The organism is Streptomyces fungicidicus (genome assembly GCF_003665435.1).
Taxonomy (GTDB): domain Bacteria; phylum Actinomycetota; class Actinomycetes; order Streptomycetales; family Streptomycetaceae; genus Streptomyces; species Streptomyces fungicidicus.
The window spans coordinates 4,008,818-4,033,437 of sequence record NZ_CP023407.1 but is presented as its reverse complement, the minus strand read 5'-3'; the positions used below and the strand labels follow the sequence as shown (position 1 = coordinate 4,033,437).

The window sequence follows — 24,620 nt, the reverse complement described above, 5'->3', positions numbered from 1 at the left end:
CGGCTCCTGGTATCGCAGTCGCGACGGGCCCTCCACAGTTACGCGTCCACGCAAGCGCCGTCGCTTCCCAAGCTGAGAGCGCGAGTTCGATTCTCGTCACCCGCTCCACAAGAAGGCCCGGGCCGGAGACCTGGGCCTTGCTGGTTGACGAGAGCTTTGGCGCGCGTCTCACGCGGCCGTGTACTCCACGTCCCCGAAGTCCGCGCCTACGCGCAGTCGACCGCCGAGTGTCTCCATCCAGGCCCGGAGGGTCGCGACCTCGGCGCGATCCGGCTCACCATCCTCGATGGCGGAGACCCGAGGTGCCGAGACCCCCGTAGACGCGGCCACTTGGGCTGAGGATGTCGTACCAGCGCTGCCGGTTTCCGGCCTTGTCGCCGGCCACCAGCAGTACTGCCCGGCGTACGGCCGTGACCACCGCGGTGGTCACCGTCGCCGCCGTGGTGGGCAGCCCGCCGGATTACTTGCGCGCGGACACCTCCCGCTGCGGTCCGTCCCACCACGACCGGCGCCGGACACGGCAATCACATGCGGCTGAGCCCGGACTGCCGCCTCGCGGTCACCCGCGAGGACAACGGCACGGCCCATTGCCAGGACACCGCCGCCCGGCTGCGCACGACCTCCGCCGCGCGCCTGTCCGCCACCGCCTTCGACGACGACGCCGGCACGTCGGTGGGCCGGTATCCACCGCGGGACGCGGGCCCCGTCCCGGATCACCGTGGCCGTCGCCGGGAACGGCCGGTACGCAGTGGCCGAGTGTCCCGAGGCGGGTGTCCGATCCTTCGGATCGGTCCAGTTTGTCGGGCGTTCCTGGTTCCCGTACCGGGCCGTGGGGTGCAAGCTGGAAGGGAGGCCGCCTCGTCGTCCGGGCGCGGGCTCGGGGCATACGCGGTCTCGCCACTCCGATTGAGCTCCTCCTCGAGCTCGGCAGGAGGGAAGCGAGATGACGGATCACGTCACCACCGGCACACGCTGGCGTCTGGCCGGTGATTGGTTCGATGTGTGCAAGTGCGCCATACCGTGCCCCTGTACATTCGCCCAGCCGCCGACCTACGGCGACTGCGAGGGTGTGCTGGTCTGGCACATCCGGGAAGGCGGCTTCGGCGATGTGCGGCTCGATGGTCTCAACGTCCTGATGCTCGGCTCCTTCGTCGGCAACCCCTGGACCGGCACGCACTCCGACCCGTACGCGGCGATTTTCCTCGACGAACGGGCCGACGACCGGCAGCGCGCCGCGCTCGCGGCCATCTTCGGCGGTGAGGCGGGCGGGTGGCCCGCGCAGTTCGGGGAGATGTTCCACCCCGAGATGCGCGGCATGGACTTCGCCCCCGTCCACGTCGAGATCGACGAGGACCTCGCCACCTGGCGGGCCGAGGTTCCCGGCCGGGTCACGGCCACCGCCGAGGCACTCACCGGCCCGACGACGCCGGACGGCGCGCGCGTCCAGGTCCACAACGCCCCGGGCGCCGAGGTCGGACCGGGCCAGGTCGCCACCTGGGGACGGGCCACCACCGACCGCGCCGACGCGTTCGGCTTCTCCTGGGAACGCTCGGGGAAGTCGAGCAAACACTTCCCGTTCGACTGGAGCGGTCCCGACTGAGACAGGACGCGTTGTCGCAGGGCAAGGTCGTAGGCCCCCTGGGCCAACGTCAAGGCGACCCCTGACGGCGTGGACTTCTTCTTCGGTCACATACCGTCCATCGTCGCCCGCAGACCGGGCAGCAGCCAGTCCTGGAACGGCGCGAGCACGGCGAGTACGAGAAACGCGATGCCAACGCCCCGGGCGAGCAGCGGACCACGGGACCACAGCTTCTCCACGAAGACCACCACGGCCAGCCCGGCCATCGCCGCCACGTTCATCACCCCCGAGCGGGACCAGCACGGTCATCAGTCCCGCGCAGCAGCCGACGCAGTAGGCGCCGTGGTGGACGCCCACCCGAAGGTCGCGGGCCGGCGACCGGAACCCGGCGTAGCGCACCAGGTGGCCCATGGGGTCGCGGCAGTGCCGCAGGCAGACGTTCTTGAGCGGGCCGAGCTGATACAGGCCCGCGAGCAGGAAGGCCACGGCGCCGATCCAGCGTCCGGCTGTCGGACGGTCGTCCACCAGGCCGCCGGTGAGGGCCAGGGCCGCGTAGGCGAGCAGGCCGAAGGCAGTCCACACCAGCAGATAGCCGCCCACAAACTCGACGGTGCGCACGGTCCGCGTCCAGCCGGAGGACCGCCGGCCGATCCCACGCACCCACGTGATGGCCACCGGCGCCATGGACGGCAGCATCATGGCCGCCGTCATCGTCACCCACAGCAGCAGGAACAGCGGCAACGCCATCCCCATCGTGCCGGGCCCCACCCCCATGCCCCGGGCCTGCCCGGCCGTCAGCACCCAGGCGGGTACCGCGACCAGGACGACCAGGAACCAGGCGGCGGCGAGATCCCGGGCCGGCAGCAGTCCTCCGCCCGCCCCGGTCGGCGCGGGCGGCCGGGCGGACGCGAGAGCGGAGATCCGGCTGTGACACATCGGCATGCACTCCTGCGGCTGGTTCCATGGCAGCACTCATCCCGTCGCGGCGCGACCGCTTACGGTGGCCCGGACCGGGTACGCCGGCGGAAGAGCACGACGCGAGCACCATGACGGACTCCCCGCGGTCCCTGCCGCCCGTAGCCGAGGCGCAGGGACCGGCCCTCCTCCACGGCGACCGGGACTTCGAATGCATCGCCGCCGTCACAGGCCAGGCGCTCATCCGGCGCGGACAAGAACCCCGCACACCGGACAGACGAGTTCGATTCTCGTCACCCGCTCCACCACTGACCCCCAGGTCATCGACCCAGGGGTTGTTCGTTGTCCGGACCGGTGGGCGGGTGCCGCACCATCGGCTCGTCGAGCGTGCGGGTGGGTCGGCACCGGACCGGGGAAGACGGCGCCCTGCCACAGGTTCGGCGGTTCTGTTCGGAGACGGCGCTGGTCCACGTCGTCCGCCGCCATAACCGTCCGGGAGACACCGACGGCATGTGTTCTCAGCGACCGTCCCCACCCCGCCGCACGACATCCGTGCGCGTCAGAGCCGCATGAGCTGCCCGAGCACCGCCACTTCCCGGGCTGAGAACGCGAGTTCAACTCTCGTCGTATCAGAGCGGGAGATCGTCGGGGAGTACCCGAAACGCCTTGTGACGGCCCAAGGGGCGTACGGCCCGGAAGTCACGTCGGTCGAGGGTGAGGATCGCGTCCGTGTCGTAGTCGGCGGCGAGCGCCACGTTGACCGCGTCGGCGAGATCGAGGTCCAGCGCACGGTAGCGGACACGGACGGACTGGGCGGCGCCCAGGTGGTCCTCCGTGATCTCCGGCATGACGACACGTCCCCGGCCCATCCAGCGCCGTAGGTCGTCGACCGCGCCGAGGGCGGCCGCCCTGCCGAGCTCGCGCGTGGCGACGTGATCCAGCTCGGCCAGCAGCAGCGGAGACATCACCAGGAGGCCGGCCGCCATGATCGCCTCATTCGCCGCCCGGTGTTCCGGGTTGGCCGAGTCCAGGGCCGCGAGGAGGCCGGACGTGTCGGCAATGACAATGATCACGCGGCGGATCCGGAATCCGGGCCGGTCTCACGGCGGACAGCGTCGGCGACCACGTCACGGACCTCCGGTCTGGAGGGCGTGCGTCCCGTCCCCTCGAAGGTGCGCGAGAACAGCGGCTCGTCCCAGACCCTGTTCGCCATGGCCGCGAGGTGGATGCCCTGGCGGATGATCTCGGCCTCACTTATCCCCCGGCGCTTCGCGGCCTCCTTGATGATCGCCAGGTCTTCGGGGTCGGCGTAGACGTTCGTGCGCTTCATGGACATGTACCAAGGATAGTCCATGTACCAGATTGACACACCCAGGTGTCCGTAGGGGTGATCCTGCACGCTGTGATCTCCCGAGCCGAGGCGAGGGCCGGCAGCCATCACAGCCGGTGCTGGACGGAAGCCGAATCCGACGTGCTGCTGAGACGTGCAGGTCGCACCTGTCCCCCGGTCGCGTGGAACGCCGACACTCGAAGGCCGAGTGGCCGCGCCGGGAACAGCCGGTGAGTCCGGCGCGGTTGCACCGACCGAGGGGCCGGCGCCGGACGGCGGGAGCGCCGGGGCCGCAAGGCCGTCCGCCCCACCAGGATCCGGGCTCCAGGGTCGCGGCACGCCCGCCGCGTACTCGGGCCAGGACTCATATCCGCAGGAGGACTGTTCCATGACTGACCGGCCCTTGACGCTCATGGCGGTACACGCCCACCCCGACGACGAGGCCACCGGAACCGGAGGTGTCCTCGCGCGGTACGCGGCGGAAGGCATCCGCACGGTTCTCGTGACGTGTACCGACGGCGGTTGCGGTGACGGGCCGGGGGGTGTCAAGCCGGGCGAGCCCGGGCACGACCCGGCGGCGGTCGCCTTGATGCGTCGTCAAGAACTCGAAGCGAGCTGTGACGTCCTGAAGATCAGCGATCTGGAGATGCTGGACTATGCCGACTCCGGGATGGTGGGCTGGCCGAGCAACGACGCCCCCGCATCCTTCTGGCAGACCCCCGTGGAGGAAAGCGCGGTCCGACTCGCGGAACTCATGCGGCACTACCGACCTGATGTGGTCGTCACCTATGACGAGAACGGCTTCTACGGTCACCCCGACCACATCCAGGCCCACCGCATCACGATGGCGGCGCTGGAGATGACCGCGCTGACACCGAAGGTGTACTGGACCACGATGCCCCGCTCGGGGATGCAGCGGTTCGGCGAGATCATGCGCGAGTTCCATCCGGACATGCCGGAACCGGACCCTGCCGAGGCCGCCGCGATGGCCGAGATCGGCCTGCCTGACGACGAGATCACCACGTGGGTGGACACCACCGCGTTCAGCGGTCAGAAGTTCGACGCGTTGGCCGCGCATGCCAGTCAGGGCGAGAACATCTTCTTCCTCAAGATGGGAAAGGAGAGGTTCGGCGAGTTGATGGGCATGGAGACCTTCGTACGTGTCCAGGACGCCACCGGCGCGGCCCTGCCCGAGAACGATCTCTTCGCCGGACTGCGCTGATCCGCCCGTAGGACCGGCAGAGGTTCCCGGTCACAGCGCAAGGAGCGCGGGAAGCCCCGTCGGGGCGGGGTGACCGAATGGGCCCCCTGTCCCGACGGGGCTCGGTCGGCCGGGCGGCGGGTTACCGGCGCCCGGCCGAGGCCGGTACCGTGTGCGGCGCTTTCCGGCTCAGCCGAAGTTCACGTCGCTGCACCACATGTAGGCCTGGTCGAGGTGCGAGGCCTGCCAGATCACGAACAGGACGTGGTGTCCGCTGTAGCCGGAGGTCTGGACGGGGAACGTGATGTCCTGCGCCGGGGCGAACCGGCCGGTCTGCGTGATGAAGTCGAGGTTGCCCCAGCCCAGGGTCTGGGTCTTGGGGTTGAAGCCCTGCTTGCTGACGTAGACCTTGAAGTAGTCGGCACCGTGGGACGCCTGGTCGTACAGGTGGACCGAGAAGTTGTTGCCGACGGTGGTGGTCTTCCACGGCCCGGGCGTGTTCAGGCTGGCGTTCCTCGAGAGGTTGTTGCTGCAGAGCGTCCCGTCGGGGGTCCGTGCCTGGAACTGGCCGCCGAGGCCGTCGCGGAGCGCGCTCATCCAGTTCCACATGGTGTCGGGATTGGCCTGGAAGGCCTGCCAGCACATGGGGTCTTCGGTCTGCATGGCCGGGTTCGTGTGGTTGCTGCCCCACGTCTTCCAGCACTGGTACGCGCGGGTGGCGGGGCCGACGATGGTGCCGTGAGCCTGGGCGGGGGCCGACCAGGTCAGTGCGCCGACGACTACGGCGAACAGCATGACGAGCACCTGGAGAGGCCGGCGGAGGGACGACCGCGAACGCCCGGTCAACGAGATCTGTTTGCGCATGTGGGGGGAACTCCTTCCAGTCGCAAGCTGTGATGGGAGCGCTCCCAACGGTAGGCCCGCCAAGTGAAATGTCAATGGAACAAACGGAGTTGATCACGAGGATGGGCGCCGATCAGACAATTCCGCCGTGAGCCGGTAGGCAGGACCGTTCCCGGACCGGAACGCGAGGATGCGGCCCGGACCACTCTGCGTCGCCCAAGCGCCGTCGCTTCCCGCAGGGATGCGCCGTCGGACGGGGCGGGTCAGCATGGGAACAAAGGGACGTGCCTTGTTGGAGGTTCCCATGGCTGACAACGAAACCTTCGTCCGTGACCTCTTCCGGGCCTGGAACGATCGGGACTACGACTCCATCGCCGAGTCCGTCGCTCCGGACTGCACCCTCGTCGAGGAAGGCAGCGGCAGGACACTGCAGGGGCCGGAGGGCTTCACCCGGCTCGCCAAGGCCATGTTCGACGCGATGCCCGACGGCACATTCACCCTCGACCACCTCACGTCACAGGGGGACAGGGTGGTCGTCGAGTACACGGGCAGCGGGACCCAGACCGGGGACCTGGTCCTGCACGCGGGCACCGTGCCCGCCACGGGGCGTCACGTCACGGTGCAGGCATGTGACATCTACGAGGTCAAGGACGGCAAGATCCATGAGGGCCGCGCCTATCTGGACACCGGGGCCCTCATGAGCCAGCTGGGCCTGACCGAGCAGTCGCGCGGCTGACCGCGGGGGGAACCGGCACGACCTGGCCTGATCTCTCACCGGGTGGCTCGGGAGCCGCGTTGACGGGGGCACGGGTGGCGATCGGCTCACTTCAGGGCGTGGGGACGACAGTTTCGCCCCGATTGCCGTCCCCCGGGCCGACCATCCGGCGTGACTTTCCTGGACACCGGCTGTTCAAGGAGGCGGGCACCGTGAACGCGGTGCCCGTGCGTGCGGAGAGGCAGGCGGATGTTCAGGAGAGGGAGCGTCGTGGCGGCCGTCGTGCTGGCGCTGGCGGCCGGCGGCTGCGGGAGCGGCGGGCGTGCCCCGGGCCGGGAGCCCGCCGAGGGTGCGGCCTTCCCCGCACCCGGCATCGCCGGCCCGCTGCCCGAGGCGGCGGACGGCGGGGACACCGGCGCCTGCGCGGACGGCGAGTGCGAGGTGCTGGTGACCTCCACGGCGGACATCACGGCGAACGGGATGGACGTGCACGTCACCGTGCGGGACGACTACGTCGCCTTCCGGACGGCGGGCACCCTGATGCAGCTGGGCGGCGGCGCGGGCGGTCGGGCCAGGTTCGGCGACGGGCTGACGGCGACCGTCGTGGCGCACGACGAGGACGACGCCGTACTGAGGTTCACCACCTCCTGACCGCCGGGGGTCCTCCGGGGGTCCCGGTGCGTCACGACAGGGGGAAGCGGGCCTCGAGGAGGTAGTGGGCGGGCGGGATCCGGGCGTGGCCCAGGCTGCCGCCCACCGCCGTGACCCGCTCGGCCAGGCTGCGCAGGCCCAGGCCGGCGGCGGCCGGCGGGGCGGCGCGGGGGACGCCGTCGTTGGTGACGGTCAGGCGCACCGCCCCGTTCCCGGTCTCGACGGCGAGGCGGCAGCGGCGGGCGCGGCTGTGCTTGAGGACGTTGGTGACGGCCTCCCGGACGGTGGTGGCCAGAACCGTCTGGAGCGGGGCGGGCAGCACCGTGCCCGGCAGCGTCACCTCGGTCTCGACGCCCGCCGACTCGAGCAGGTCCCGGTTGGAGGCGAGTTCCGTCTCCAGGGAGAGGCAGTGGTAACCGTGGGCCACCCGCCGCGCCTCCTCCAGGATGTCGCGCAGCCCCGAGAGCGCCTGCGTCAGCTGGTCGTGCGCGGCGTCGGGGCGGCTGTCCAGGTGACGGCGCGCCAGCTCGCACTGGAGGGTGATCGCCGACAGGCGCGGGCCGAGCAGATCGTGCAGATCCCGCGCGAAGCGCAGCCGCTCGCGGACGACGATGCGGCGCTGGTCGGTCACGGCGGTGGCCGTGGCCTCAAGTCCCCTGAGCATGACTCCCCCGTTCCGCCGCGTGCACTGCTGCCGCGGCTTGTCCGGGGAGCTTCGCCCGGCCCGCTATCACTGAGCTATACGGGCCCGGCGGGTCCGCCGGCGCGGTGGTAGACAGGGCGCGAACTCCGGGAAGACGGGGGAGCCGTGCGACGGAAGGGGGGATCCGTGCAGCGGATCGTGCTGGCCGAGGACATGCACATGATCCGGGTGGCGCTCGCCGCGCTGCTCGATCTGGAGCCGGACATGGAGGTCGTGGCACAGGTCGGCAGCGGGAGCGAGGTGCTGCCCGCGGTGCTCCGCACCGGGGCGGACACCGCGATCCTCGACATCGACATGCCGGGGATGGACGGGATCGCCGCCGCCGCGGTGCTGCGGGACCGGGCGCCCGGGTGCCGGACGCTGATCCTCACCGGGATGGCGCGGCCCGGCACGCTGTGGCGGGCCCTGGACGCGCAGGTGGCGGGCTTCCTGCCGAAGGACGCCTCGCCCGACGAGCTGCTCGACGGGGTGCGCAGGGTCGGCGCGGGCCGCCGGGTCATCGATCCCGAACTGGCCATGGCCGCTTGGGAGATCGGTGACAGTCCGCTCACCGAGCGGGAGGTCGAGGTGCTCGCCCGGGTGGCGGAGGGAGCCGACACCACCCAGATCGCCGCCACCACCAGCCTCTCGGTCGGCACGGTGCGCAACTACCTCACGACGATCGTGAACAAGCTCGGCGCCCGCAACCGCGTGGACGCGCTGCGCATCGCCCGGGACAACGGCTGGCTGGCCTGACCCCGGTGTTCCGCTCCGGGCGCCGGGCCGTGCCGTATAGGCCGTTTATCGGGGGTCGCGCTCTACTGGCGCCATGCCAAGGAAACGACGGGGGCGGGGGCGGAAGGCGGTCGCCGGGGACACGGCCCACGACCTCCACGCGCAGGACCGTACCGCGCCGCACTGGGCCCTCGACTACGCGCGGCGGCTCGCCGACCGGCATCCGCCGCACCACCGGGTGCTGATCCAGACCAGCATGTCGCCGACCGGCTACTTCCACGTCGGGAACTTCCGGGACACCGTCTGCGCCCACCTGGTGCACCGGGCGCTGGCCCGGATGGGCCGCCGGTCGGCGATCCTGCTGAGCTTCGACGACTACGACCCGGTGCGGGAGAGCCAGGCGGCCCGGGACCCGGAGCTGGCCGGCCACGGCGGCCGGCCGCTCGCCGCGCACCGGGAGCGGGCCACCCGGTTCTGCCGTGCCTACCTCGCCGAGCTGCGGGCCACGGGCATCCTGCCCGACGCGGCCGACGCGGACGGCCGGATGCCGCCGGGCGGCGCGTGGGAGACGCACTACCAGTACGAGCGCTACCGGGCCGGCGTCTACCGGGAGATCCAGCGCCGCTACCAGCGTGACGCGGGGCGGCTCGCCGAACTGCTCGGCAGGGCGGACGGCCGGGACCTGTTCTCGGTGTACTGCCTGCAGTGCGGCCGCGGCACCACCGAGATCCACCGGCTGGGCGCCGCGTCGGCGCGCTACCACTGCCGCTGCTGCGGCGCGCGGCTCACGGTGACCGGACCGGAGCGCGTCAAACCGTCCTGGGCCCTGGACTGGACGCTGCGGGTCGCCCACGAGGGCATCGACTGCGAGCCGGCCGGCCAGGACCACTGCAGCGCGGGCAGCACCATGGAGCGCACCCGGCCGGTGTACGACGGCTACCTGGGCCGGGCGCAGCCGGTCATCGTCCCCTACGGCCTGGTGCGCGGCGCACGCGGCACGGGCAAGATCTCCGGCTCGAGCGGCGGCGGACCGTACGTGCGGGACCTGCTCGCTGTCCATCCCGCGCCGATGGTGCTGTGGCTGTACGGGCACCGCAACTGCCTGTCGGACCTGCGGATCGGGTTCGGCACGGACGTGTTCCTCGGCGCGTACGACGCGTTCGACCGTTTCCTGCGGGCGGTGCCCGGTGACGCGCGGGCCCGGGTGCTGTGGGAGCTGCTGAGCGACGAGGACCCGGCGCCCCGCGCCGCCCTGCCCCGGATGCGCTCCGTCGTCGGGGCGCTGTACGCCCACGGCGGGGCCCCGGAGCCGGCGCTCGCCCGACTGACGCGGCGACACCCCGGCTGCGACCGGGAGCTGCTGGCCGAGCGGGTCGCCCACGCGGCTGCCTGGCTCGCCACGCACGGAGCCGGCCGCTACTGGGGCGAGGCCGGGCCTGCCGCGGCGCCGGGTCCCGCCGTGGACGCGCTCGTCGCACAGCTGAGGACGCACACCGGTCCCGGGGCGCCCCGCGCGGAGCGCACCGTCGCCGAGTTCCGGGAGATCTACCGGGCGCTGTTCGGCACCGAGCGCGGGCCGCGGCTCGACACGCTCGTCGACGCGCTCGGCCCGCGGGCCGTCGCCGACGCGCTGGCCGCCTATCGCGACCGGGGCGAACGGCCGCTGCGGGCGGGGCTGTCCGCCACCGCGGGGCAGCCACGGCCCGCTTCCGTGCGAGAGGAGGCCGCGGTCCGTGCGGGTTGAGATCTTCACGCCCGGCGGAGGGCCCGCGCCCGACGGCTGGGACGCCTTCGTCCACTCCCTCGGGGGCCCCGCGCTGTGGGACGGGGCGCTGCTCGAGGCCGCCGCCCTGGGCAGCCCGCGGCCCGTGTACGGCGGCCTGGTGAGGGACGCGGGCGAACCGGTGGCCGCGTTCTGCGGGCGGCTGGGGGTGCGGCCGGTGCTGCGGCGGTACCGGCCCGCGGGGCGGGCCCTGACGCCGGGCTGGTTCCAGGTCCACCTGCCGAACAGCTTCGGCGCGGGACGGCTGTACGCCCCCGGGCTCGCTCCCGGGGGCCGGCGGGCCGCAACCCGCGCCTTCGAGCGGGCCGTGCGCCGCCGGCTGGGGGCGCGCTGTCTGGGCGTGCTGCACCTGGACGCCGAGGCCCGGGACCTGGAGGTGCTCGGCGGTCCGCTGCGGCTCACCCGTCCCACCGCGCCCGGCCTGGTCCTGCACAACCGCTGGGCGTCTACGGACGCCTACCTCGCCGGGTTGCCGCGTGCCAGGCGCCGCCGGCTGACGGCGCTGCGGCAGTGGATCGACGGCCACGCCGGGCTGACGGTCACGACCGGTCTCCCGGCGATCGACCCGGTGCGGGCGGGGCGGCTGGACCAGCTGACCCGGATGAAGCACACCGGGCGGCCGGCCGGGGTCGTGCCCCTGCTCCCGGTCTACTTCGAACGGCTCAACGCGCATCCGGGCGCCTTCTACTTCGCCCACCTGGACAGCGGCTCCGGCCTGCCCGTCTCGTTCGACCTGGTGCTTCGCACACCGGACGGCTGGGCGACGACGGTGACCGGCTCGGACGGCGCCCGGGACCTCTACTTCGACCTGTACCTGCGGGAGATCGACCGGATGATCGCCCTCCGGGTGCCCGCCCTGGCGTTCGGCCCCGGCATGGCCCGGCTCAAGGAGTCGTTCGGCGCGACCGCCGTGGCCCGGTACGCCGTGGCGGCCCCGTTCTGACCCGCACCACCGCTTCCTCCGCTCCGGACACCGCGCCGGGGACTCCCGGAACACCGACGCACGAGAAAGAGACGAGAGAGAACCCCCATGGACTTCACCACCGCGCTGGACCGTCATCTCGCCGCGATCCGCGACCGCGACCTGGACGGCTACGTGCTCACCGTGCACCCCGACGCCACGCTCATCCTCCCCAACGGCAGGACGGTCACCGGCACCGACGAGATCCGGTCCTTCCACAAGGACTGGTTCCAGGACCCCGACTGGAGCATGACGACGGAGACCGTCCGCACCCTCGAACTGGCGGACACCGCCGTGGCGGTCCTCGCGGTCGACTACCGGGACCTGGACGCGGAGGGCCGGCCGTACGCGCTGCGTCATCTGCTCAGCCTGGTCTTCGCCCGCGTCGACGGGGAGTGGCTGCTCGTCCACGACCAGAACACCTCCTGCTGAGATGCGCGTCGCCCAGCCGTACGAGCGCACCGTGCGCCGCGCCCTGCGCACGGTGCCGCACTACCGCGAGCGGTACGCCGCCACCGGGACGCTGCCGCCGCTGACCCGCGACGAGGCGCGGCTGCGGCGGCATCTGCTGATGCCGCTCGACGCCGCGCTGCTGCCGCGCCGGGACCCCGGCCGCCCGCCCCGCGAACACGTCGCCGAGCTGCGTGAGGCGCTCCGGATCGCCGGGCACCCCGTGCGGGGCGTCGACGTGTACGAGGTGACGCGGGCGCTGCGCGACCCGGTGCGGGCGTACGGCACCACCTGGCGGGTGCTGCTGGACGCCACCGCCGAGACCGACGGCCCGCCGGGACGGCCGGCGCCGCCCGGCGGGCCCGCCCTCGTGGTCGGTGACCCGGGGTGGGCGGACGGCACCCGCCCGGACGGCGTGGTGACCGTGGCACGGTTCGGTCTCGCGGCGGCGGCCCGCGCCCGGCCGGCCCCGGGTTCCGTCTGGTTCGAGCCGTGGCTCGGCTATCTGGGCGCGGTGGCCGCCGACTGCGGGGAGCTGCACGTCGACACGGGCCGGGTGCACACCCGCCCACTGGACGGCGGCACGGTCCTCACCCTGCTGAGGCGTCGCCGGCCGACCTTCGTCCACGCCCGGCCGGAGGGCGGCGGGGCGTTCCGTCCGGAGCGCTGCCCCCGCCACGGCGGGCCCGTCCTGCGCACCGCCGGGAGGCCGCGATGACCCCGCCGTCCTCGTCCGTCTCGCCCGTGATGCGCCTGGGCCCCGTGCTGCGCAGCCTGGTCCGCGCCCACCGTCTGGAGCGGGCCGGCCCCGACCGGCTCGCCGCCGAGCAGCGGCGGCTCCTGGTGCGCCTGGTACGGCACGCCCAGGCGCATGTGCCGCGTTACCGGGAGCTGATCGCACCGGGCACCGCGGCCGCCTTCCAGGGGCCCGAGGACCTGCCGGCACTGCCGGTGCTCGACCGTACCGAGTTCCACGACAGCGCCCCCGAGCGGCTGCTCGCGGAGGGGTTCACCACCCGGAACACCAAGGCGGGCACCACCAGCGGCTCGTCCGGCGTGCCGATCACCATCCGCAACTCGGAGCGGGACCTGGGGTACCTGCGCGCCTCGTACCTGTACGACATGGTCGCCTCGGGGCTGCGGCCCTGGGACCGGATGGCGTACTTCAGGGTCAATCCGTTCCTGCGCCACCCGCTGGAGCGGTTCGGTCTGCTGCGCACCTTCCACATCGACACGAGCGGGACCCTGGACGAGCAGGTCGAGGCGTTCCTCGCGGCCCGCCCCACGTTCCTGGTGGGCTTCCCCAACGTGATCGCCTCCGTGGTCGAGGAGCTGGAGCGGCGGGGGGAGCGCCACCGGGGCGTGCACCACGTGCTGTTCGGCGGCGAGCGCCTCACGCCGACCGCGCGGGCCCGGGTGCTGGGCCATCTGGGCGCCCGGTTCCACGAGGTGTACGCCTCCGTGGAGGTGTTCACGGTGGCGCGCACCTGCCGCCGGGGCGCGCTGCACCTGCGCTCCGCCGATGTGGTGGTCGAGCTGGAGCAGGAGGACGGCACCGCCGTGCTCGCCGACGGCAGCCGCCGGGTCGAGGGCGAGATCCTGGTGACCCGGCTGCACAGCGAGGCGATGCCGCTGCTCCGCTACCGGCTGGGCGACCGGGTGACGGTGGGTCCGGACACCTGCGGCTGCGGGCGCCGCACCCCGGTCGTGGAGCGGGTGCAGGGTCGCAGCCAGGACCGGTTCCGGGGGCGGGACGGCCGGGAGTTCTACGCCGACTTCCTCACGTACCGGGTGCAGGACTTCCCCGAGGTGGCCCGCATGCAGCTGGTGCAGGAGCGGCCCGCCCAGGTCACCGTCCGCACGGTGCTCGCGCCGGGCGCGGACGCCTCGGTGACCGGGCGGATCCGGCGGGCGGTGCAGGACGCGGTGCCCGACTTCGAGGTGACGGTCCGCCGGGTAGAGGAGATCGCCCCGGAGCCCAACGGGAAGATCAAGATCGTGAAGGTGCTGGCCGGGGCGGCGGACTGACGCGGCCCCGGGGTGGTGCGGCCGTGACGCGGGGTTCCCGGTCACGGCCGCACCGCCGCGCTCATATGGTGCGCCGCTCCTCCAGGGCCGCCGCCCAGGACGGGGGCAGGTTGCGGACCACCTCGATGCCCGAGAACACCGAGGGCTCCTGCGGACCCACCTCCTTGACCCAGGCGGCCATGCGCCCGATGCCCTCCTCCAGACCGACGGCCAGGCCGGGCGCGCCGAACACCTTGCGGGCCTTCTCGTGCGTGGCGTACGCGTCGCGCACCTCGTTGCGCTCCGGCAGGTGGTTGACGCGCAGCTCCACGCCCATGGCCTCGCAGACCGCGGCGGCGATGCGGTTGACGCTGTAGACCTGGTCGCCGCCGACGTTGAAGACCTCGTTGTACGCCGCCGGCAGCTCCACCGAGCGGGCGATGGCCGGGGCCACGTCCTTGATGTAGCTGAAGGCCCGGGTCTGCTCGCCGTCGCCGAAGACCGTGAACTCCTCGCCGCGCAGCGCCTGGTTCATGAAGATGCCGATGACGTTGCGGTAGCGGTCGCCGATGTTCTGGTACTCGCCGTAGACGTTGTGCGGCCGGAAGATGACGTACGGAAGCCCGAACATCTCGTGGGTGACCCGCAGTTCCTGCTCCACGGAGAACTTCGCGATGCCGTACGGGTCCTCCGGCGCCGGCACCAGGTCCTCGCTCATCGGCAGCTGGTTGGCGCCGTAGACCGCGATGGACGACGTGAACACGAAGCACTTCACGGTGCCCGCGTTGACGGCGGCGTTGATCAGGTTGACGCTGCCGACCACGTTGTTCATGTAGTTGAAGCGCTTGATGAAGTGGCTCAGGCCCTCGGCGGCGTACGCGGCGAGGTGGAAGACGTAGTCGACGCGGTGGGCGGCGAAGACGGCGTCGACGACGTCGGGGTCGCAGACGCTGCCGTGCCGGAACTCGGCGCCGGCCGGGACGTTGGCGGCGGTGCCGCCGCTGAGGTCGTCGAGGACGATCACGCGGTGGCCGCGGTCCAGGAGTTCGCGGGCCACGTGGGAGCCGATGAAACCGGCCCCTCCGGTCACCAGCGAGACGGGGGCGGCAGGGGTCACGGGGGTCATGCGGAGTTCCTTTCCAGCTGCTCCCCCTGCGGGGAGCCGGCGAGGCGGAGGGGGGCGACGGGGGCGGCCGTGGGCCGCCGGGACAGCTTGAGGAGACCGAGCGCGGGGCCGGTCATCACCGTGGTCAGCAGGGCCATCACGACCAGGACGGTGAAGGCGTTCTGGTTGATGAGGCCGGCGTCGAGCCCCGCGCGGAGCACGACGACCTCGGTGACGCCCCGCGCGTTGAGCAGCACGCCGAGGCCGAGCGACATCCGCCAGGACAGGCCGCAGGAGCGGGCGGTCAGGCCGGTCCCGACGAGCTTTCCGGCCACGGCGGTGACGACGGCGACGGCCCCGGCGACGAGCAGCGCGCCGTTCGCGGTCACCCGGCTGAGGTCGACCGTCATGCCGACGGAGACGAAGAACAGCGGCAGCAGCAGCCGCCGGTTGAGCGAGTCCAGACGCAGCTGCACGGCGGTCAGCGGGCTGCCGGAACGGTGCGGCACGAGCAGTCCGGCGAGGAACGCCCCGAAGATCGAGTGGACGCCCATCAGATCGGTGGCCCGGGCGAGCGAGAAGGCGAGCAGCAGCAGGGCGACGAGGCGGGCCGCGGACGGCACCCGCACCCGGTCCGCCCAGCGGTCGGCGGCGCGCACCAGCGGGCGGCCGAGGACCAGGACGGCCACCGCGAACCCCGCGGCGAGGAGCACGGTGCCGCCGGCGCCCCAGAGGCTGCCCGCGCCGGCCACCGCCATGGCCGTGGCCAGGGCGCACCAGGCGATCACGTCGCAGGCGGCCGCGCACGTCATGGCCATGGTGCCGAGCGGGTGCCGGGCCAGGCCCGACTCCTGCACGATCCGGGCGAGCACCGGGAACGCGGTGATGCTCATCGCCGTACCCAGGAAGATCGCGAAGGGCACGAAGTCGATCCCGTCGGCGGCGAACTCCCGGTAGACCAGGCCCGCGGAGACCACTCCGAGGACGAACGGGACGATCATGCTGCCCTGGCTGACCGCTCCCACCACCCGGCCGCTGCGCCGCAGTTGGGAGGCGTCGAACTCGGAGCCGACCGCGAACATGAACAGGACCAGGCCGGCCTGGGCGAGCAGGCCGAGCACGGGCTCCGCCGACGCGGGGTAGAACAGCTCGCTCGCACCGGGCCACAGCCCGGTCAGGAAGGACGGGCCGAGCAGCAGACCGGTGGCGATCTCGCCGATGACCGGCGGCTGGCCGAGACGGCGGGCGAGGAGACCGCCGCCGGCCGCGACCGCGGCGACCACGGCGATGGCGGCCACCAGCCTGAGGGTGGTCTCGCCGGCGTGCGCGACGGCGCCCGGCGGGGCTCCGTCCCGTGCCGTCTCCGCGACCGCGGGATCGGGGGCCCCGATACCGAGCCCGAGCACGGCGACGAGGACGCCCAGGGCGGCGGCCGAGAGCAGCAACGGGTAGACGACACCACGCCAGGCCGGCGCGCCGTCACGGCGGGTCAGGTCGTCGTTCATCGGGAGACTCCCAGGTCGTCAGGGGTCGGGGCGGGCGCGGCGGGGGCCGCGGGGGCGGCCGTCGCGGCGGGGGTGGCGGGTGCGGGCAGCGCGACCGCCGCGGCAGGCGCCTCCGGCACGGCAGGCGCGGTGGGTACGGGCGGCGCGGCAGGCGCAGCGGGTGCGCGAAGCTCGGCGGGGACGGCCGGCGCGGCGGAGGCGGGCGGCGCGGCGGAGGCGGGCGGCGCGGCGGATGCGGGCGGCGCGGCGGAGGCGGGCGGCGCGGCGGAGGCGGGCGGCGCGGCGGATGCGGGCGGCGCGGCGGATGCGGGCGGCGCGGCGGAGGCGGGCGGCGCGGCGGAGGCGGGCGGCGCGGCAGGCGCGGCAGGGGCCTCGGACGCAGCAAGGGCAGCGGGCGCGGGCGGCGCGTCAGGCGCAGCCGGTGCGCGAAGCGCGGCGGAGGCGGCGAAAGCAGCCGTCGCGGCAGGCGCGGCAGGGGCCTCAGACGCAGCGAGGGCAGCGGGGGCGGGCGGCGCGGCGGGAGTGCGGGGTGTGGGCGGGCGGTGGGTGCGCGGACAGGTGAGTAGTAGGCGGGCGGCCAGGGCGTGGGCTGCCTCGCCCGCGGAGAGCGCGGCGACCGCGCCGAGGGCGCCGAGCGCGGGCACCAGGAACGCGCCGGCCAGCACCGCGCAGACCAGGCCCGCGACGGCCGCGGCGGCGGTGGCCCGCAGGGTGCGGGCGCTGGCGTTCTCGAGCAGGTAGTGGAGGCTGCCGACCGCGAAGAACAGGGGTGTGCACAGGACGTACAGGAGCAGCACCACGACGGGTGGCGGCAGCAGGCCGGAGTCCCGGACGAGCCGGGCGAGCAGCAGGGCGGCGGCGGTCCACGCGGCGCCCGCCACCGCCAGCGGGAGGAGCCGGCGCACCACCCGGCGGTCGAGCGCGGCGGCGTCCAGCGACCGCAGGGTCAGCGACACATGCGGCTGGAACAGCCGCAGCACGTAGCCGAAGCCGTTGAGCAGCACCGACGAGGCGAGGACCATCAGATAGAGGTGGCCGGTCTGTTCGTGGTGCCGGGAGGCGGCGAGCAGCGCGAAGAGGAGGCTGACCGCACCGGCGGCCGCCACGTCGCCGCAGGCCATCAGCGCCGAGGTGGAGACGGCCGGCCCGGCCGTGCCCCGGCGTACCGGGCGGGCGGCGGAGCGCCGCAGGGCCGGGACGTGGACCAGGTTGAGCAGGGCGGTGCCGACGAGGATCCAGCCGGTGAACGCCTCTGGGCCCCAGCCGAGCAGGGTGGCCCCGCCGGTCCCGGTCACCACGAGGAACGACAGGGCGGTGAAGTTGGCGACGTCGGCACGGTCCCGGCCCAGCGCCCTGCACAGTCCGACCAGGACGGTGTTCAGACCGAGCAGCGCCATGTACAGGCCGGCCAGCACCGCCAGCGCACCGCCCCGCGGGGGGTTCAGCAGCGCCGTGCCGGCCAGCCAGAGCACGACGGCGGCGGTGAGCACGCCCGCGCACCACAGGAACACGGTGATCAGCTGGGGCCCGGTGCGGCGGGCCCGGGGCACCAGCTTGAGCGCGGACTTCTCGATGCCGAGCGAGGTGAGGGTGGTGAGCACCTGGGCCGTGCCCATGGCCGCGGCGTACCGCTCGTACGGCCCCTGCCCCCAGCTGGCCAGGAGCGCGGTGTTGGCCCCGAGCAGGGTGAGTCTGAAGGCGGTGCGCCCGGCGAGGAGCGAGGCGAGGCGTCGGGCGTCGGGCCGCCGGGACGTCTCCGGGCCGGCGGCCGCGCCGGGCGCCGTGCTCACGCCGGTCCCGTCGGCTCGGCCCCCGGCGCCGCCAGCTCGGAGGTGACGAAACGGCCCTTGCCGCCCGCGGTGATCTCCACCCGTTCCGCCCGGACGACCTCCAGCGGGAAGGCGCAGCCGGCCACGGTGTGCAGCCGCTCCCGCACCGCCTCGGCCACCCCGGCCCACGCGTCCCGGTCGAGGGGCCCGGACGGGACCACGTCGAGGCGCACCGCTCCGGTGCGGTCCTGGTGCACCCCGCACTCGGCGATGCCCGGGAAGGTGGCCGCCAGATGCAGGAAGGTGTCCGGGTAGAGCTGGCGTCCGGTCGGCAGCAGCACCGAGTCGTTGACGCGTCCCGCCGTGAGCCGCAGGGTGCGGAAGCGCCGTCCGCACGGGCACGGCGGCGTCTCGATCCTGCCGACGTCCCCCAGGTCGTACCGGACGAGGGGCATCGCGCGCTCCATGAACGCGGTCGCCACCACCCGGCCCTCGGCGCCGTCCGGCAGCGGCCGGCCGTCCGCGTCGAGGATCTCCACGAGGAGCCGGTCCTCGGCGAGGTGGGCCCGCCCGTGCCGGCACTCGTACGCGATGTTGAGCACCTCGAAGGCCGAGTACTCGTCGTGCACCGGGGCGCCGAACTCCTCCTCGAACAGCGCCCGGTGGGCGTCGACGAGGAGCTCGGACTCGGTCATGACCAGGCGCAGGGTGCGGCGCAGCACCGCCAGTTCGGCCGGGGTCAGCGCCCGCAGCAGGGCGCGCAGGTGGACCGGGTAGCCGATGAGCACCTGGGGCCGTGCGGTGAGGAGTTCGGCCTTGATGTCGTCCATCGGCCGGTCGGTGAGCAGCACATGGCGGCGGAAGAGGCCGATCCTCTCGAAGCGCCGCGAGGGCGGTGCGAAGGGCCTGATGTGGGAGAGCCGGTGGGTGGGCAGGTAGCGCCCGGTCGCCAGGAACCGGCGGACGCAGGCGGCCATGTGGTAGTCGTGGCTGTGGGTGTCGTGCACGACCGTCACCCGGCGGCCGGTGGAGCCGCTGGTGCGGAAGGTGGGCAGCCGGGCGGGGTCGGCTCCCTCGGCGAGGAGTTCCTCCAGGGGGCGGCCGCGCAGCACCTCCTTGCTCAGGACCGGCAGCCGCGCGACCTCGGCGAGGGAGCGCAGCGGGCCGGTCCGGTAGGCGGGGTCGTCGCGGTAGTACGGCACCTCGGCCCTGGCGTGCGCCAGCATCCTGTTGAGCTGGGTGAGCTGGCGCCGGCGCAGGGCGTCGCGGGTGCCGTACTGACGGGCGCAGGCGACGGGGACGTACAGCGCCTCTCGGAGGAACATCTCGTACGGTCCTTCGCTGGTCAGCCGGCGTTGGGGGCCTGGACGGGGGTGCGCCGGACCGCCCGGGCGAGGGGGGCGAACCAGCGGGTGGGCGCGAACAGGAGGAAGAGCGCCAGCAGCACGTGCACGGTGATGAAGGCGTACGCCTCGTACTTGCTCGCCGGGTGGCCGAGGAAGACCGTGATGTGCGAGGCCCAGGTCCACACCTCGGGGATGGTCTGCCACGCCGGGTCGGTGTGTTCGTTCACGGTGAGGAAGGCCAGGTCCTCGAGACCGGACAGCATCAGCAGGATCATCGCGTAGGAGAGCCGGCGCACCAGGTGGGCGGCGCCGCCGCCGATGCGGAAGGCGAGGACGAGGCTGAGGATGACGAACGGGGTCAGCGTGAGGATGTAGTAGTACAGCTCGGGGTGGTTCTCGGCGACGAAGAAGATCTTCGGCACGAAGTAGCAGAAGTACACGAGGAAGCAGACCGGGACCACGAGGTGGAGGCGGATCCGCTGGGCCCAGACCGGGTCGAGCTGGGCGATCGCCTCGGTGGCGAGCACGAAGGGCACCAGCTTGAACAGCAGGATGCCCAGGCTCTTGACCTCACGGTCATGAGGCATGGCGAACCAGACGATGCCCGCGAAGACCGCCGCGAGCGCGGCGAGGACCAGGAAGGGCGCGTTGCGCCGTGCGGTGTTCAACGAACTTTCTCCGTAAGGGGTTCAGGGTGGCGGGCCGGGGCGGGCGCGGCCGGTTCCACGCCGAAGCGCAGCAGGGACTGTGCCTTCGCCTGTGCCGCCCGGAGCTCGGCGTAGCTGTCCGCGACGAGCAGGAGGTAGCCGAGTTTGTGGCCGGCCTGGGTGTAGCGGCGGACCTGGCTGCCGGGGCCCGCGAAGAGCCTCAGCTCGGCGGTCTGGGGCAGCGCCCGGACCGCGTCCTCGCCGTCGACGGTGCGCAGGACGCCGTCGGTGTCGGTGGTCAGGATGTGCAGGGCGGTCTTCTTCACGTGGCGGGGAGCCAGGTCGAAGTCCTGGCCCAGCGCGAGGCGCAGGGCCGCCTCGTAGGTGTTGATGCCGTAGGCGTGCTGGACGAGCAGCGGCATGCCGTTGCCGCCGAGCCGGGCGCCCATCTCGATGAAGCGGATCTCCTCGGTGCGGTCGACCACGAAGTCGAAGTTGACCGGGCCGTCGGTGTGGCCGAGCGCGACGCAGATGTCCATGATCATGGAGCGCAGCCGGATCTCGGTGGCGGGCGTGAGCTCGGCGGGCACCGTGTGGGTGGTGGTGATCATGTGCGGTGCGCCGGTGGTGGCGCGCTCGGTGACCGCCGTGGTGGCCAGCTTCCCGTCGCGCAGGAACGCTTCCGCGGACAGGTGCCGGCCCAGCAGCATCTCCTCGACGATCACTTCGCCGGAGAAGGAGTACGCCCGCGCCTCGGCCAGCGCGGCGGGCAGTGCCGCCGGGTCGGCGACGACCTGGACGCCCTTGCTGCCGGAGGAGTCGTTGGGCTTCACGATGAGGGGCAGCGACAGCGTGGCCGCGGCCAGACGCAGTTCGACGGGGTCCGCGGACCGCAGATGGCCGTAGCCGGGGAGCCCGACGCGTTCCAGGACGGCGTGGAAGTAGCCCTTGTCCACGGAGGCCCGCACCGCGTCCGGGGCCGGCTGGTACGGGGTGCCGAGGATCCGGCTGAGTTCGGCCACCGACTCCTGCGCGGCGTCGCTGGCCGGTGAGATCACCGCGGCGACGTCGAGGTGGCCGATCCGGGCGGCGATCTCCCCGGGGGCCCGGGTGGTCATGCACAGGAAGAGGTCGGCGGCCGCCGCGCCCAGCGCGTCCGGCCGCTGGTCGACGCCGATGACCCCGTAACCGAGGCGGCGGGCCTCGTGGTAGGCGGGGAGCTGGTCCTCGCCCCCGCCGAGGACGAGGATGTGGGGCTTGGTCATGGCAGGTTCCCTGTCTGCGGCAGTGGCGCGGGCGCGGCCCGGCCGGTGGATGCGTGGCGGTGCGCGTAGAGGTCGTCCCGCGGCCGCACGGGCACGTTGGCCTCCCGGATCTGGTAGCGGGGGAGTCCCTCGCCGCCGCGCATGATGCGCACCAGGTAGCGGGCGAGCAGCGCGAGCGCGCCCAGGCCGAAGGCGTGCAGCAGCACGGACGCCGTGGCGAGCAGCCGGACGTCGGCCCGCAGCAGCGTCAGCGCCCCGGCCGCCACGGCGGCGACGGCCGCGGCGAGGTAGACGAGGGCGAGCGGCCGGTAGGAGAAGCCGACGAAGAGATCGGCGGCGTGCCGGAACAGCTTGCCGAGCGACCACTTGGCCCGCCCGGCCACCCGGGCCGCGTGCGCGGTCTCCACCGTCGTGTAGCGGGCGCCGATCAGCGGCAGGGTGGCGAGGAAGTACGGCGTGCTGACCTCGCAGTCGGCGACCTTGTGGGCCACCACGGTGCGCACCACCCGGAACACCGAGGCGCGCACGGGCAGTTCGATGCCCAGGATGCGGGTGGCGACGGCCTGGTGGCCGATGGTCCCGAGACGGCGGTACCAGGGGTCCTGCCGGCCGGCGCGGACCGCGAAGACCGCGTCGTAGCCGCCCTCCACGGCCCGCCGCGCCAGCTTGTGGAGTTCGGCGGGCGGGGACTGCAGGTCGGCGTCGAGCTGGACGGTCCATTCCTTCGACGCGTAGGCGAAGCCCGCGGTGAAGGCGGATTCGAGGCCGAAGTTACGGGCGAAGGAGAGATATCGGACGCGTGGATCCTCGCGGGCGATCCGCTTGATGATGTCGAGCGTACCGTCGGTGCTTCCGTCGTCGACGAAGAGGATTTCCGAGTCCTCGTACCTGTATATCTCCCTGCTGATTTCCAGATATGCCCGCTCGATGCATTCCTCCTCGTTGTAACAGGGCACCATCGCGGTGATGGAAAGCATGGCGGGCATCCCGGTCACTCTGCTTCTCCCCGCTCGTCCTCCGTCCTTCCCGAATCAGTCGAACATCGCGTTCATCGTCTCGTGGGTGGTCGCCTTCTGGCTGTCCGTGCGGCTCGCCCAGCAGGTGTTGAGGATGATGCGGGTCTTGTCGGCGTTCAGCGGGACCGTGCGGTGCAGGGTGGTGTCCGAGCGCAGGAAGTACAGCTCGCCCCGGGCGTGGCCGTACGAGCGGATCGGGTGCTGCTGCAGGTACTCCTCGACGCGCGGGTCGTCCTTGTTCCAGTCGGTGTGCGGGATGCACTGGAGCATGCCGCCGTACTCCAGGGAGGGCGCCTCGATCAGCCAGATGACCGTGAAGCTGAAGTCGCCCCAGTGCCAGCCGTGGGTGTCGCCCTTCTGGTGCTGGCGGGTGATGATGTACTTCTCCTCGTCCCAAGGGCACTCCATGACCTCCTCCTTGGCGAGGCGGGAGAGGAAGCCCTTGAGCGCCGGCGACGCGTAGACGGCCGGGATCAGCGAGCCGTCGGTGGCGATCGCCTTCTGGCCGACGGTGGACATGAAGCGCGGCGAGTCGCCGGTCTCCTTGAGACGGATGTCGATGCGCTTCTGGTGCGTGTCGATCAGCTGGTGGGTCTCGGCGGCGACCGCCTCGAAGACCTCCTCGGAGACCAGGCCGGGCAGCTTGACGTAGCCCTCGCGGCGGAAGTGCTGGGAGAGCTTCAGGACCTCGTGGTCGTTGTCGAACCGCTCCGTGATGTTCTTGGCGATGAGCTCTTCGACGTTCGCTGCGGTGATCGCGTTCTGCGTCATGCGGGCTGCTCCTCATGTGGCGTGCGGCCGGATCCCCATACGTCGGACCGGTGACCCGGATTCTTTTGCCGCTTTCGGTGCACCGATTCTGCGGCGCGGGCCGGCGCGTCCGGTAGTGCCTGCGTCACCGATTTCGCATGAGGACATCACCCGGAACCCGACATGAGTTCTTCACACCCGACATGAGGAACTCATGCCGCCGCCGTCCGTGAAGAACGCAGCGTTGCGCCAGAATTCCCTGTGCGGTCAAATACCGGGACGCCCGGGGGCCTTCACCGAATTCCCCCGCAGATATCACGGGCATCCCCTGCACACGGAAATTCCGCAGGGATCCAGGGAGGGACGGGAATGACCAGGACTGCGGTGGTGGCCGGAGGTGCCGGCTTCGTCGGCTCGCATCTGTGCGAGCGGCTGCTCACGGACGGCTGGCGGGTCGTCTGCGTCGACAACTTCGTCACCGGGAGCGCCGGGAACGTGGCCCATCTCGCCGGTGAGAGCCGGTTCCGGCTGATCGAGGCCGACGTCTGCGAGGGGGCGCCGCCGGTCGCGGGGGGCGTCGACGCCGTCCTCAACCTGGCGTCGCCCGCCTCGCCGGTCGACTACCTCGCGCTCCCCCTGGAGACCCTGCGGGTGGGATCCGAGGGCACCCGGCACCTGCTGGACCTCGCCCGTGCCAAGGGCGCCAGATTCGTGCTCGCCTCCACCTCGGAGACGTACGGCGACCCCCTGGTGCACCCCCAGCCGGAGAGCTACTGGGGCAACGTCAACCCGGTCGGCCCGCGCTCGGTGTACGACGAGGCGAAACGGTACGCCGAGGCCATCACCATGGCGTACCGCAGGAGCTTCGGCGTCGACACCGGCATCGTGCGGATCTTCAACACCTACGGCCCCCGGATGCGCGCCCACGACGGCCGCGCCGTTCCCACCTTCATCCGGCAGGCGCTCGCCCACCAGCCGATCACCGTGGCCGGCGACGGCTCGCAGACCCGCTCGCTCTGCTACGTGTCCGACCTGGTCGACGGGCTGGTGCGGATGACCAAGGCGCGGCTCGCGGGGCCGGTCAACCTCGGCGACCAGGAGGAGGTCACGGTCCTGAGGCTCGCCGAGTGGATCCGCGAGCTGACGGCCTCCCCCTCCGGCATCGTCCATGTGCCCCGGCCGGTCGACGACCCCTCCGTCCGGCGGCCCGACACCACGCGAGCACGTGAAGAGCTGGGCTGGGCACCGGAGTTCAGCACCGAGCGCGGTCTGATCCGGACAATCGACTGGTTCCGCGGGCGGGACGCGGCCGACCGGGAGACCCTGCAGATGGCCGGTGCAGAGGAAAAGTAGGACCTGCTGACA

General features: G+C 72.7%; 24 protein-coding genes and 1 pseudogene. 11 read left to right on the top strand and 14 right to left on the bottom strand.

Annotated elements, in window-relative coordinates:
• Nucleotides 1-274 precede the first annotated feature (274 nt).
• Entirely contained in the window at nucleotides 275-430 is a 156-nt protein-coding gene (locus CNQ36_RS35290; RefSeq protein WP_228313001.1) for a hypothetical protein, read from the bottom strand.
• Between the two features lie 513 nt (nucleotides 431-943).
• On the opposite strand from CNQ36_RS35290, the gene CNQ36_RS18395 reads away from it, so the two are divergent.
• Nucleotides 944-1,600 (top strand): DUF1326 domain-containing protein, encoded by a 657-nt coding sequence (locus CNQ36_RS18395; protein ID WP_121546813.1) that lies wholly within the window; start codon nucleotides 944-946, stop codon nucleotides 1,598-1,600.
• An 86-nt stretch (nucleotides 1,601-1,686) separates the two neighbouring features.
• Here the strand turns inward: CNQ36_RS18395 and CNQ36_RS18390 are convergent.
• From CNQ36_RS18390 to CNQ36_RS18380, 3 genes and pseudogenes are all read right to left on the bottom strand, one after another.
• Nucleotides 1,687-2,515: pseudogene (locus tag CNQ36_RS18390) on the bottom strand (DUF2182 domain-containing protein).
• 608 nt (nucleotides 2,516-3,123) lie between these two features.
• Complete coding sequence (locus tag CNQ36_RS18385) at nucleotides 3,124-3,567, bottom strand: PIN domain-containing protein (protein ID WP_121546812.1); 444 nt, start codon at nucleotides 3,565-3,567, stop codon at nucleotides 3,124-3,126.
• Nucleotides 3,564-3,830 (bottom strand): ribbon-helix-helix domain-containing protein, encoded by a 267-nt coding sequence (locus tag CNQ36_RS18380; RefSeq protein ID WP_121546811.1) that lies wholly within the window; start codon nucleotides 3,828-3,830, stop codon nucleotides 3,564-3,566. Before CNQ36_RS18380 ends, CNQ36_RS18385 begins: the two co-directional genes overlap by 4 nt.
• A 382-nt stretch (nucleotides 3,831-4,212) precedes the next feature.
• Between CNQ36_RS18380 and CNQ36_RS18375 the strand changes: the two genes are divergently transcribed.
• A complete protein-coding gene (locus CNQ36_RS18375) occupies nucleotides 4,213-5,046 on the top strand; it encodes a PIG-L family deacetylase (RefSeq protein ID WP_121546810.1) in 834 nt (277 codons plus the stop codon).
• Nucleotides 5,047-5,214: 168 nt separating this feature from the next.
• Here the strand turns inward: CNQ36_RS18375 and CNQ36_RS18370 are convergent, their stop codons facing one another.
• Entirely contained in the window at nucleotides 5,215-5,889 is a 675-nt protein-coding gene (locus tag CNQ36_RS18370) for a lytic polysaccharide monooxygenase auxiliary activity family 9 protein (RefSeq protein ID WP_466432083.1), read from the bottom strand.
• Nucleotides 5,890-6,172: 283 nt separating this feature from the next.
• On the opposite strand from CNQ36_RS18370, the gene CNQ36_RS18365 reads away from it, so the two are divergent.
• Nucleotides 6,173-6,604 (top strand): ester cyclase, encoded by a 432-nt coding sequence (locus CNQ36_RS18365; RefSeq protein WP_163013292.1) that lies wholly within the window; start codon nucleotides 6,173-6,175, stop codon nucleotides 6,602-6,604.
• Nucleotides 6,605-6,853: 249 nt separating this feature from the next.
• Nucleotides 6,854-7,234, top strand: a complete 381-nt coding sequence (locus tag CNQ36_RS34740; RefSeq protein ID WP_163013291.1) for a hypothetical protein — start codon at nucleotides 6,854-6,856, stop codon at nucleotides 7,232-7,234.
• 31 nt (nucleotides 7,235-7,265) lie between these two features.
• Here CNQ36_RS34740 and CNQ36_RS18355 read toward each other — a convergent pair whose 3' ends face one another.
• Nucleotides 7,266-7,898 carry a sensor histidine kinase gene (locus tag CNQ36_RS18355; protein ID WP_121546807.1) on the bottom strand — a complete coding sequence of 211 codons (633 nt, stop codon included), beginning with the start codon at nucleotides 7,896-7,898 and terminating at the stop codon, nucleotides 7,266-7,268.
• A 165-nt stretch (nucleotides 7,899-8,063) separates the two neighbouring features.
• Here CNQ36_RS18355 and CNQ36_RS18350 point away from each other — a divergent pair, with 165 nt between their 5' ends.
• From CNQ36_RS18350 to CNQ36_RS18325, 6 genes are all read left to right on the top strand, one after another.
• A complete protein-coding gene (locus CNQ36_RS18350) occupies nucleotides 8,064-8,672 on the top strand; it encodes a response regulator transcription factor (protein WP_121546806.1) in 609 nt (202 codons plus the stop codon).
• A 73-nt stretch (nucleotides 8,673-8,745) separates the two neighbouring features.
• The gene (locus CNQ36_RS18345) at nucleotides 8,746-10,395 is read left to right on the top strand and encodes a nucleotidyl transferase family protein (RefSeq protein WP_228313000.1); all 1,650 of its coding nucleotides are present in this window, start codon (nucleotides 8,746-8,748) and stop codon (nucleotides 10,393-10,395) included.
• Nucleotides 10,385-11,377 (top strand): hypothetical protein, encoded by a 993-nt coding sequence (locus CNQ36_RS18340; RefSeq protein ID WP_121546805.1) that lies wholly within the window; start codon nucleotides 10,385-10,387, stop codon nucleotides 11,375-11,377. Before CNQ36_RS18345 ends, CNQ36_RS18340 begins: the two co-directional genes overlap by 11 nt.
• Nucleotides 11,378-11,464: 87 nt before the next feature.
• Nucleotides 11,465-11,827 (top strand): YybH family protein, encoded by a 363-nt coding sequence (locus tag CNQ36_RS18335; protein ID WP_004928760.1) that lies wholly within the window; start codon nucleotides 11,465-11,467, stop codon nucleotides 11,825-11,827.
• Nucleotide 11,828: 1 nt separating this feature from the next.
• On the top strand, nucleotides 11,829-12,563 hold the full coding sequence (locus CNQ36_RS18330) for a hypothetical protein (RefSeq protein WP_121546804.1): 735 nt from the start codon (nucleotides 11,829-11,831) through the stop codon (nucleotides 12,561-12,563).
• A complete protein-coding gene (locus tag CNQ36_RS18325; protein WP_121546803.1) occupies nucleotides 12,560-13,873 on the top strand; it encodes a phenylacetate--CoA ligase family protein in 1,314 nt (437 codons plus the stop codon). Before CNQ36_RS18330 ends, CNQ36_RS18325 begins: the two co-directional genes overlap by 4 nt.
• Before the next feature lie 61 nt (nucleotides 13,874-13,934).
• On the opposite strand, the gene CNQ36_RS18320 is transcribed toward CNQ36_RS18325, so the two are convergent.
• Genes CNQ36_RS18320 through CNQ36_RS18285 form a run of 8 tightly spaced genes read right to left on the bottom strand, consistent with a single transcriptional unit; the run spans nucleotide 13,935 to nucleotide 23,276 of the window.
• Nucleotides 13,935-14,978 (bottom strand): NAD-dependent epimerase/dehydratase family protein, encoded by a 1,044-nt coding sequence (locus tag CNQ36_RS18320; protein ID WP_040906624.1) that lies wholly within the window; start codon nucleotides 14,976-14,978, stop codon nucleotides 13,935-13,937.
• Nucleotides 14,975-16,462: a cation:proton antiporter gene (locus CNQ36_RS18315; RefSeq protein WP_121546802.1), complete on the bottom strand. Its 1,488-nt coding sequence runs from the start codon at nucleotides 16,460-16,462 to the stop codon at nucleotides 14,975-14,977. Before CNQ36_RS18315 ends, CNQ36_RS18320 begins: the two co-directional genes overlap by 4 nt.
• On the bottom strand, nucleotides 16,459-18,252 hold the full coding sequence (locus CNQ36_RS34735; RefSeq protein WP_163013290.1) for a hypothetical protein: 1,794 nt from the start codon (nucleotides 18,250-18,252) through the stop codon (nucleotides 16,459-16,461). Before CNQ36_RS34735 ends, CNQ36_RS18315 begins: the two co-directional genes overlap by 4 nt.
• Nucleotides 18,249-19,556 carry a phenylacetate--CoA ligase family protein gene (locus tag CNQ36_RS18305; RefSeq protein WP_228312999.1) on the bottom strand — a complete coding sequence of 436 codons (1,308 nt, stop codon included), beginning with the start codon at nucleotides 19,554-19,556 and terminating at the stop codon, nucleotides 18,249-18,251. The genes CNQ36_RS34735 and CNQ36_RS18305 overlap by 4 nt, the downstream gene beginning before the upstream one ends.
• A gap of 20 nt (nucleotides 19,557-19,576) precedes the next feature.
• A complete protein-coding gene (locus CNQ36_RS18300; protein ID WP_121546801.1) occupies nucleotides 19,577-20,245 on the bottom strand; it encodes a hypothetical protein in 669 nt (222 codons plus the stop codon).
• A complete protein-coding gene (locus CNQ36_RS18295; protein ID WP_121546800.1) occupies nucleotides 20,242-21,489 on the bottom strand; it encodes an ATP-grasp domain-containing protein in 1,248 nt (415 codons plus the stop codon). The genes CNQ36_RS18300 and CNQ36_RS18295 overlap by 4 nt, the downstream gene beginning before the upstream one ends.
• Nucleotides 21,486-22,475 carry a glycosyltransferase family 2 protein gene (locus tag CNQ36_RS18290; protein ID WP_186363153.1) on the bottom strand — a complete coding sequence of 330 codons (990 nt, stop codon included), beginning with the start codon at nucleotides 22,473-22,475 and terminating at the stop codon, nucleotides 21,486-21,488. Before CNQ36_RS18290 ends, CNQ36_RS18295 begins: the two co-directional genes overlap by 4 nt.
• Nucleotides 22,476-22,520: 45 nt before the next feature.
• A complete protein-coding gene (locus tag CNQ36_RS18285) occupies nucleotides 22,521-23,276 on the bottom strand; it encodes a HalD/BesD family halogenase (RefSeq protein WP_121546798.1) in 756 nt (251 codons plus the stop codon).
• A 348-nt stretch (nucleotides 23,277-23,624) separates the two neighbouring features.
• Between CNQ36_RS18285 and CNQ36_RS18280 the strand changes: the two genes are divergently transcribed.
• On the top strand, nucleotides 23,625-24,608 hold the full coding sequence (locus CNQ36_RS18280) for a UDP-glucuronic acid decarboxylase family protein (RefSeq protein ID WP_121546797.1): 984 nt from the start codon (nucleotides 23,625-23,627) through the stop codon (nucleotides 24,606-24,608).
• Nucleotides 24,609-24,620: the final 12 nt, after the last annotated feature.

Excerpts from the sequence above, each read along its gene's own strand:
- CNQ36_RS18375 (WP_121546810.1), top strand. The coding sequence starts at position 4,213 with ATGACTGACCGGCCCTTGACGCTCATGGCGGTACACGCCCACCCCGAC.
- CNQ36_RS18355 (WP_121546807.1), bottom strand. The coding sequence starts at position 7,898 with ATGCTCAGGGGACTTGAGGCCACGGCCACCGCCGTGACCGACCAGCGC.
- CNQ36_RS18365 (WP_163013292.1), top strand. The coding sequence starts at position 6,173 with ATGGCTGACAACGAAACCTTCGTCCGTGACCTCTTCCGGGCCTGGAAC.
- CNQ36_RS18315 (WP_121546802.1), bottom strand. The coding sequence starts at position 16,462 with ATGAACGACGACCTGACCCGCCGTGACGGCGCGCCGGCCTGGCGTGGT.
- CNQ36_RS18330 (WP_121546804.1), top strand. The coding sequence starts at position 11,829 with ATGCGCGTCGCCCAGCCGTACGAGCGCACCGTGCGCCGCGCCCTGCGC.
- CNQ36_RS18280 (WP_121546797.1), top strand. The coding sequence starts at position 23,625 with ATGACCAGGACTGCGGTGGTGGCCGGAGGTGCCGGCTTCGTCGGCTCG.
- CNQ36_RS18345 (WP_228313000.1), top strand. The coding sequence starts at position 8,746 with ATGCCAAGGAAACGACGGGGGCGGGGGCGGAAGGCGGTCGCCGGGGAC.
- CNQ36_RS18305 (WP_228312999.1), bottom strand. The coding sequence starts at position 19,556 with ATGTTCCTCCGAGAGGCGCTGTACGTCCCCGTCGCCTGCGCCCGTCAG.
- CNQ36_RS18395 (WP_121546813.1), top strand. The coding sequence starts at position 944 with ATGACGGATCACGTCACCACCGGCACACGCTGGCGTCTGGCCGGTGAT.
- CNQ36_RS18290 (WP_186363153.1), bottom strand. The coding sequence starts at position 22,475 with ATGCCCGCCATGCTTTCCATCACCGCGATGGTGCCCTGTTACAACGAG.
- CNQ36_RS18370 (WP_466432083.1), bottom strand. The coding sequence starts at position 5,889 with ATGCGCAAACAGATCTCGTTGACCGGGCGTTCGCGGTCGTCCCTCCGC.
- CNQ36_RS18325 (WP_121546803.1), top strand. The coding sequence starts at position 12,560 with ATGACCCCGCCGTCCTCGTCCGTCTCGCCCGTGATGCGCCTGGGCCCC.
- CNQ36_RS18295 (WP_121546800.1), bottom strand. The coding sequence starts at position 21,489 with ATGACCAAGCCCCACATCCTCGTCCTCGGCGGGGGCGAGGACCAGCTC.
- CNQ36_RS18285 (WP_121546798.1), bottom strand. The coding sequence starts at position 23,276 with ATGACGCAGAACGCGATCACCGCAGCGAACGTCGAAGAGCTCATCGCC.
- CNQ36_RS18380 (WP_121546811.1), bottom strand. The coding sequence starts at position 3,830 with ATGTCCATGAAGCGCACGAACGTCTACGCCGACCCCGAAGACCTGGCG.
- CNQ36_RS18335 (WP_004928760.1), top strand. The coding sequence starts at position 11,465 with ATGGACTTCACCACCGCGCTGGACCGTCATCTCGCCGCGATCCGCGAC.
- CNQ36_RS18320 (WP_040906624.1), bottom strand. The coding sequence starts at position 14,978 with ATGACCCCCGTGACCCCTGCCGCCCCCGTCTCGCTGGTGACCGGAGGG.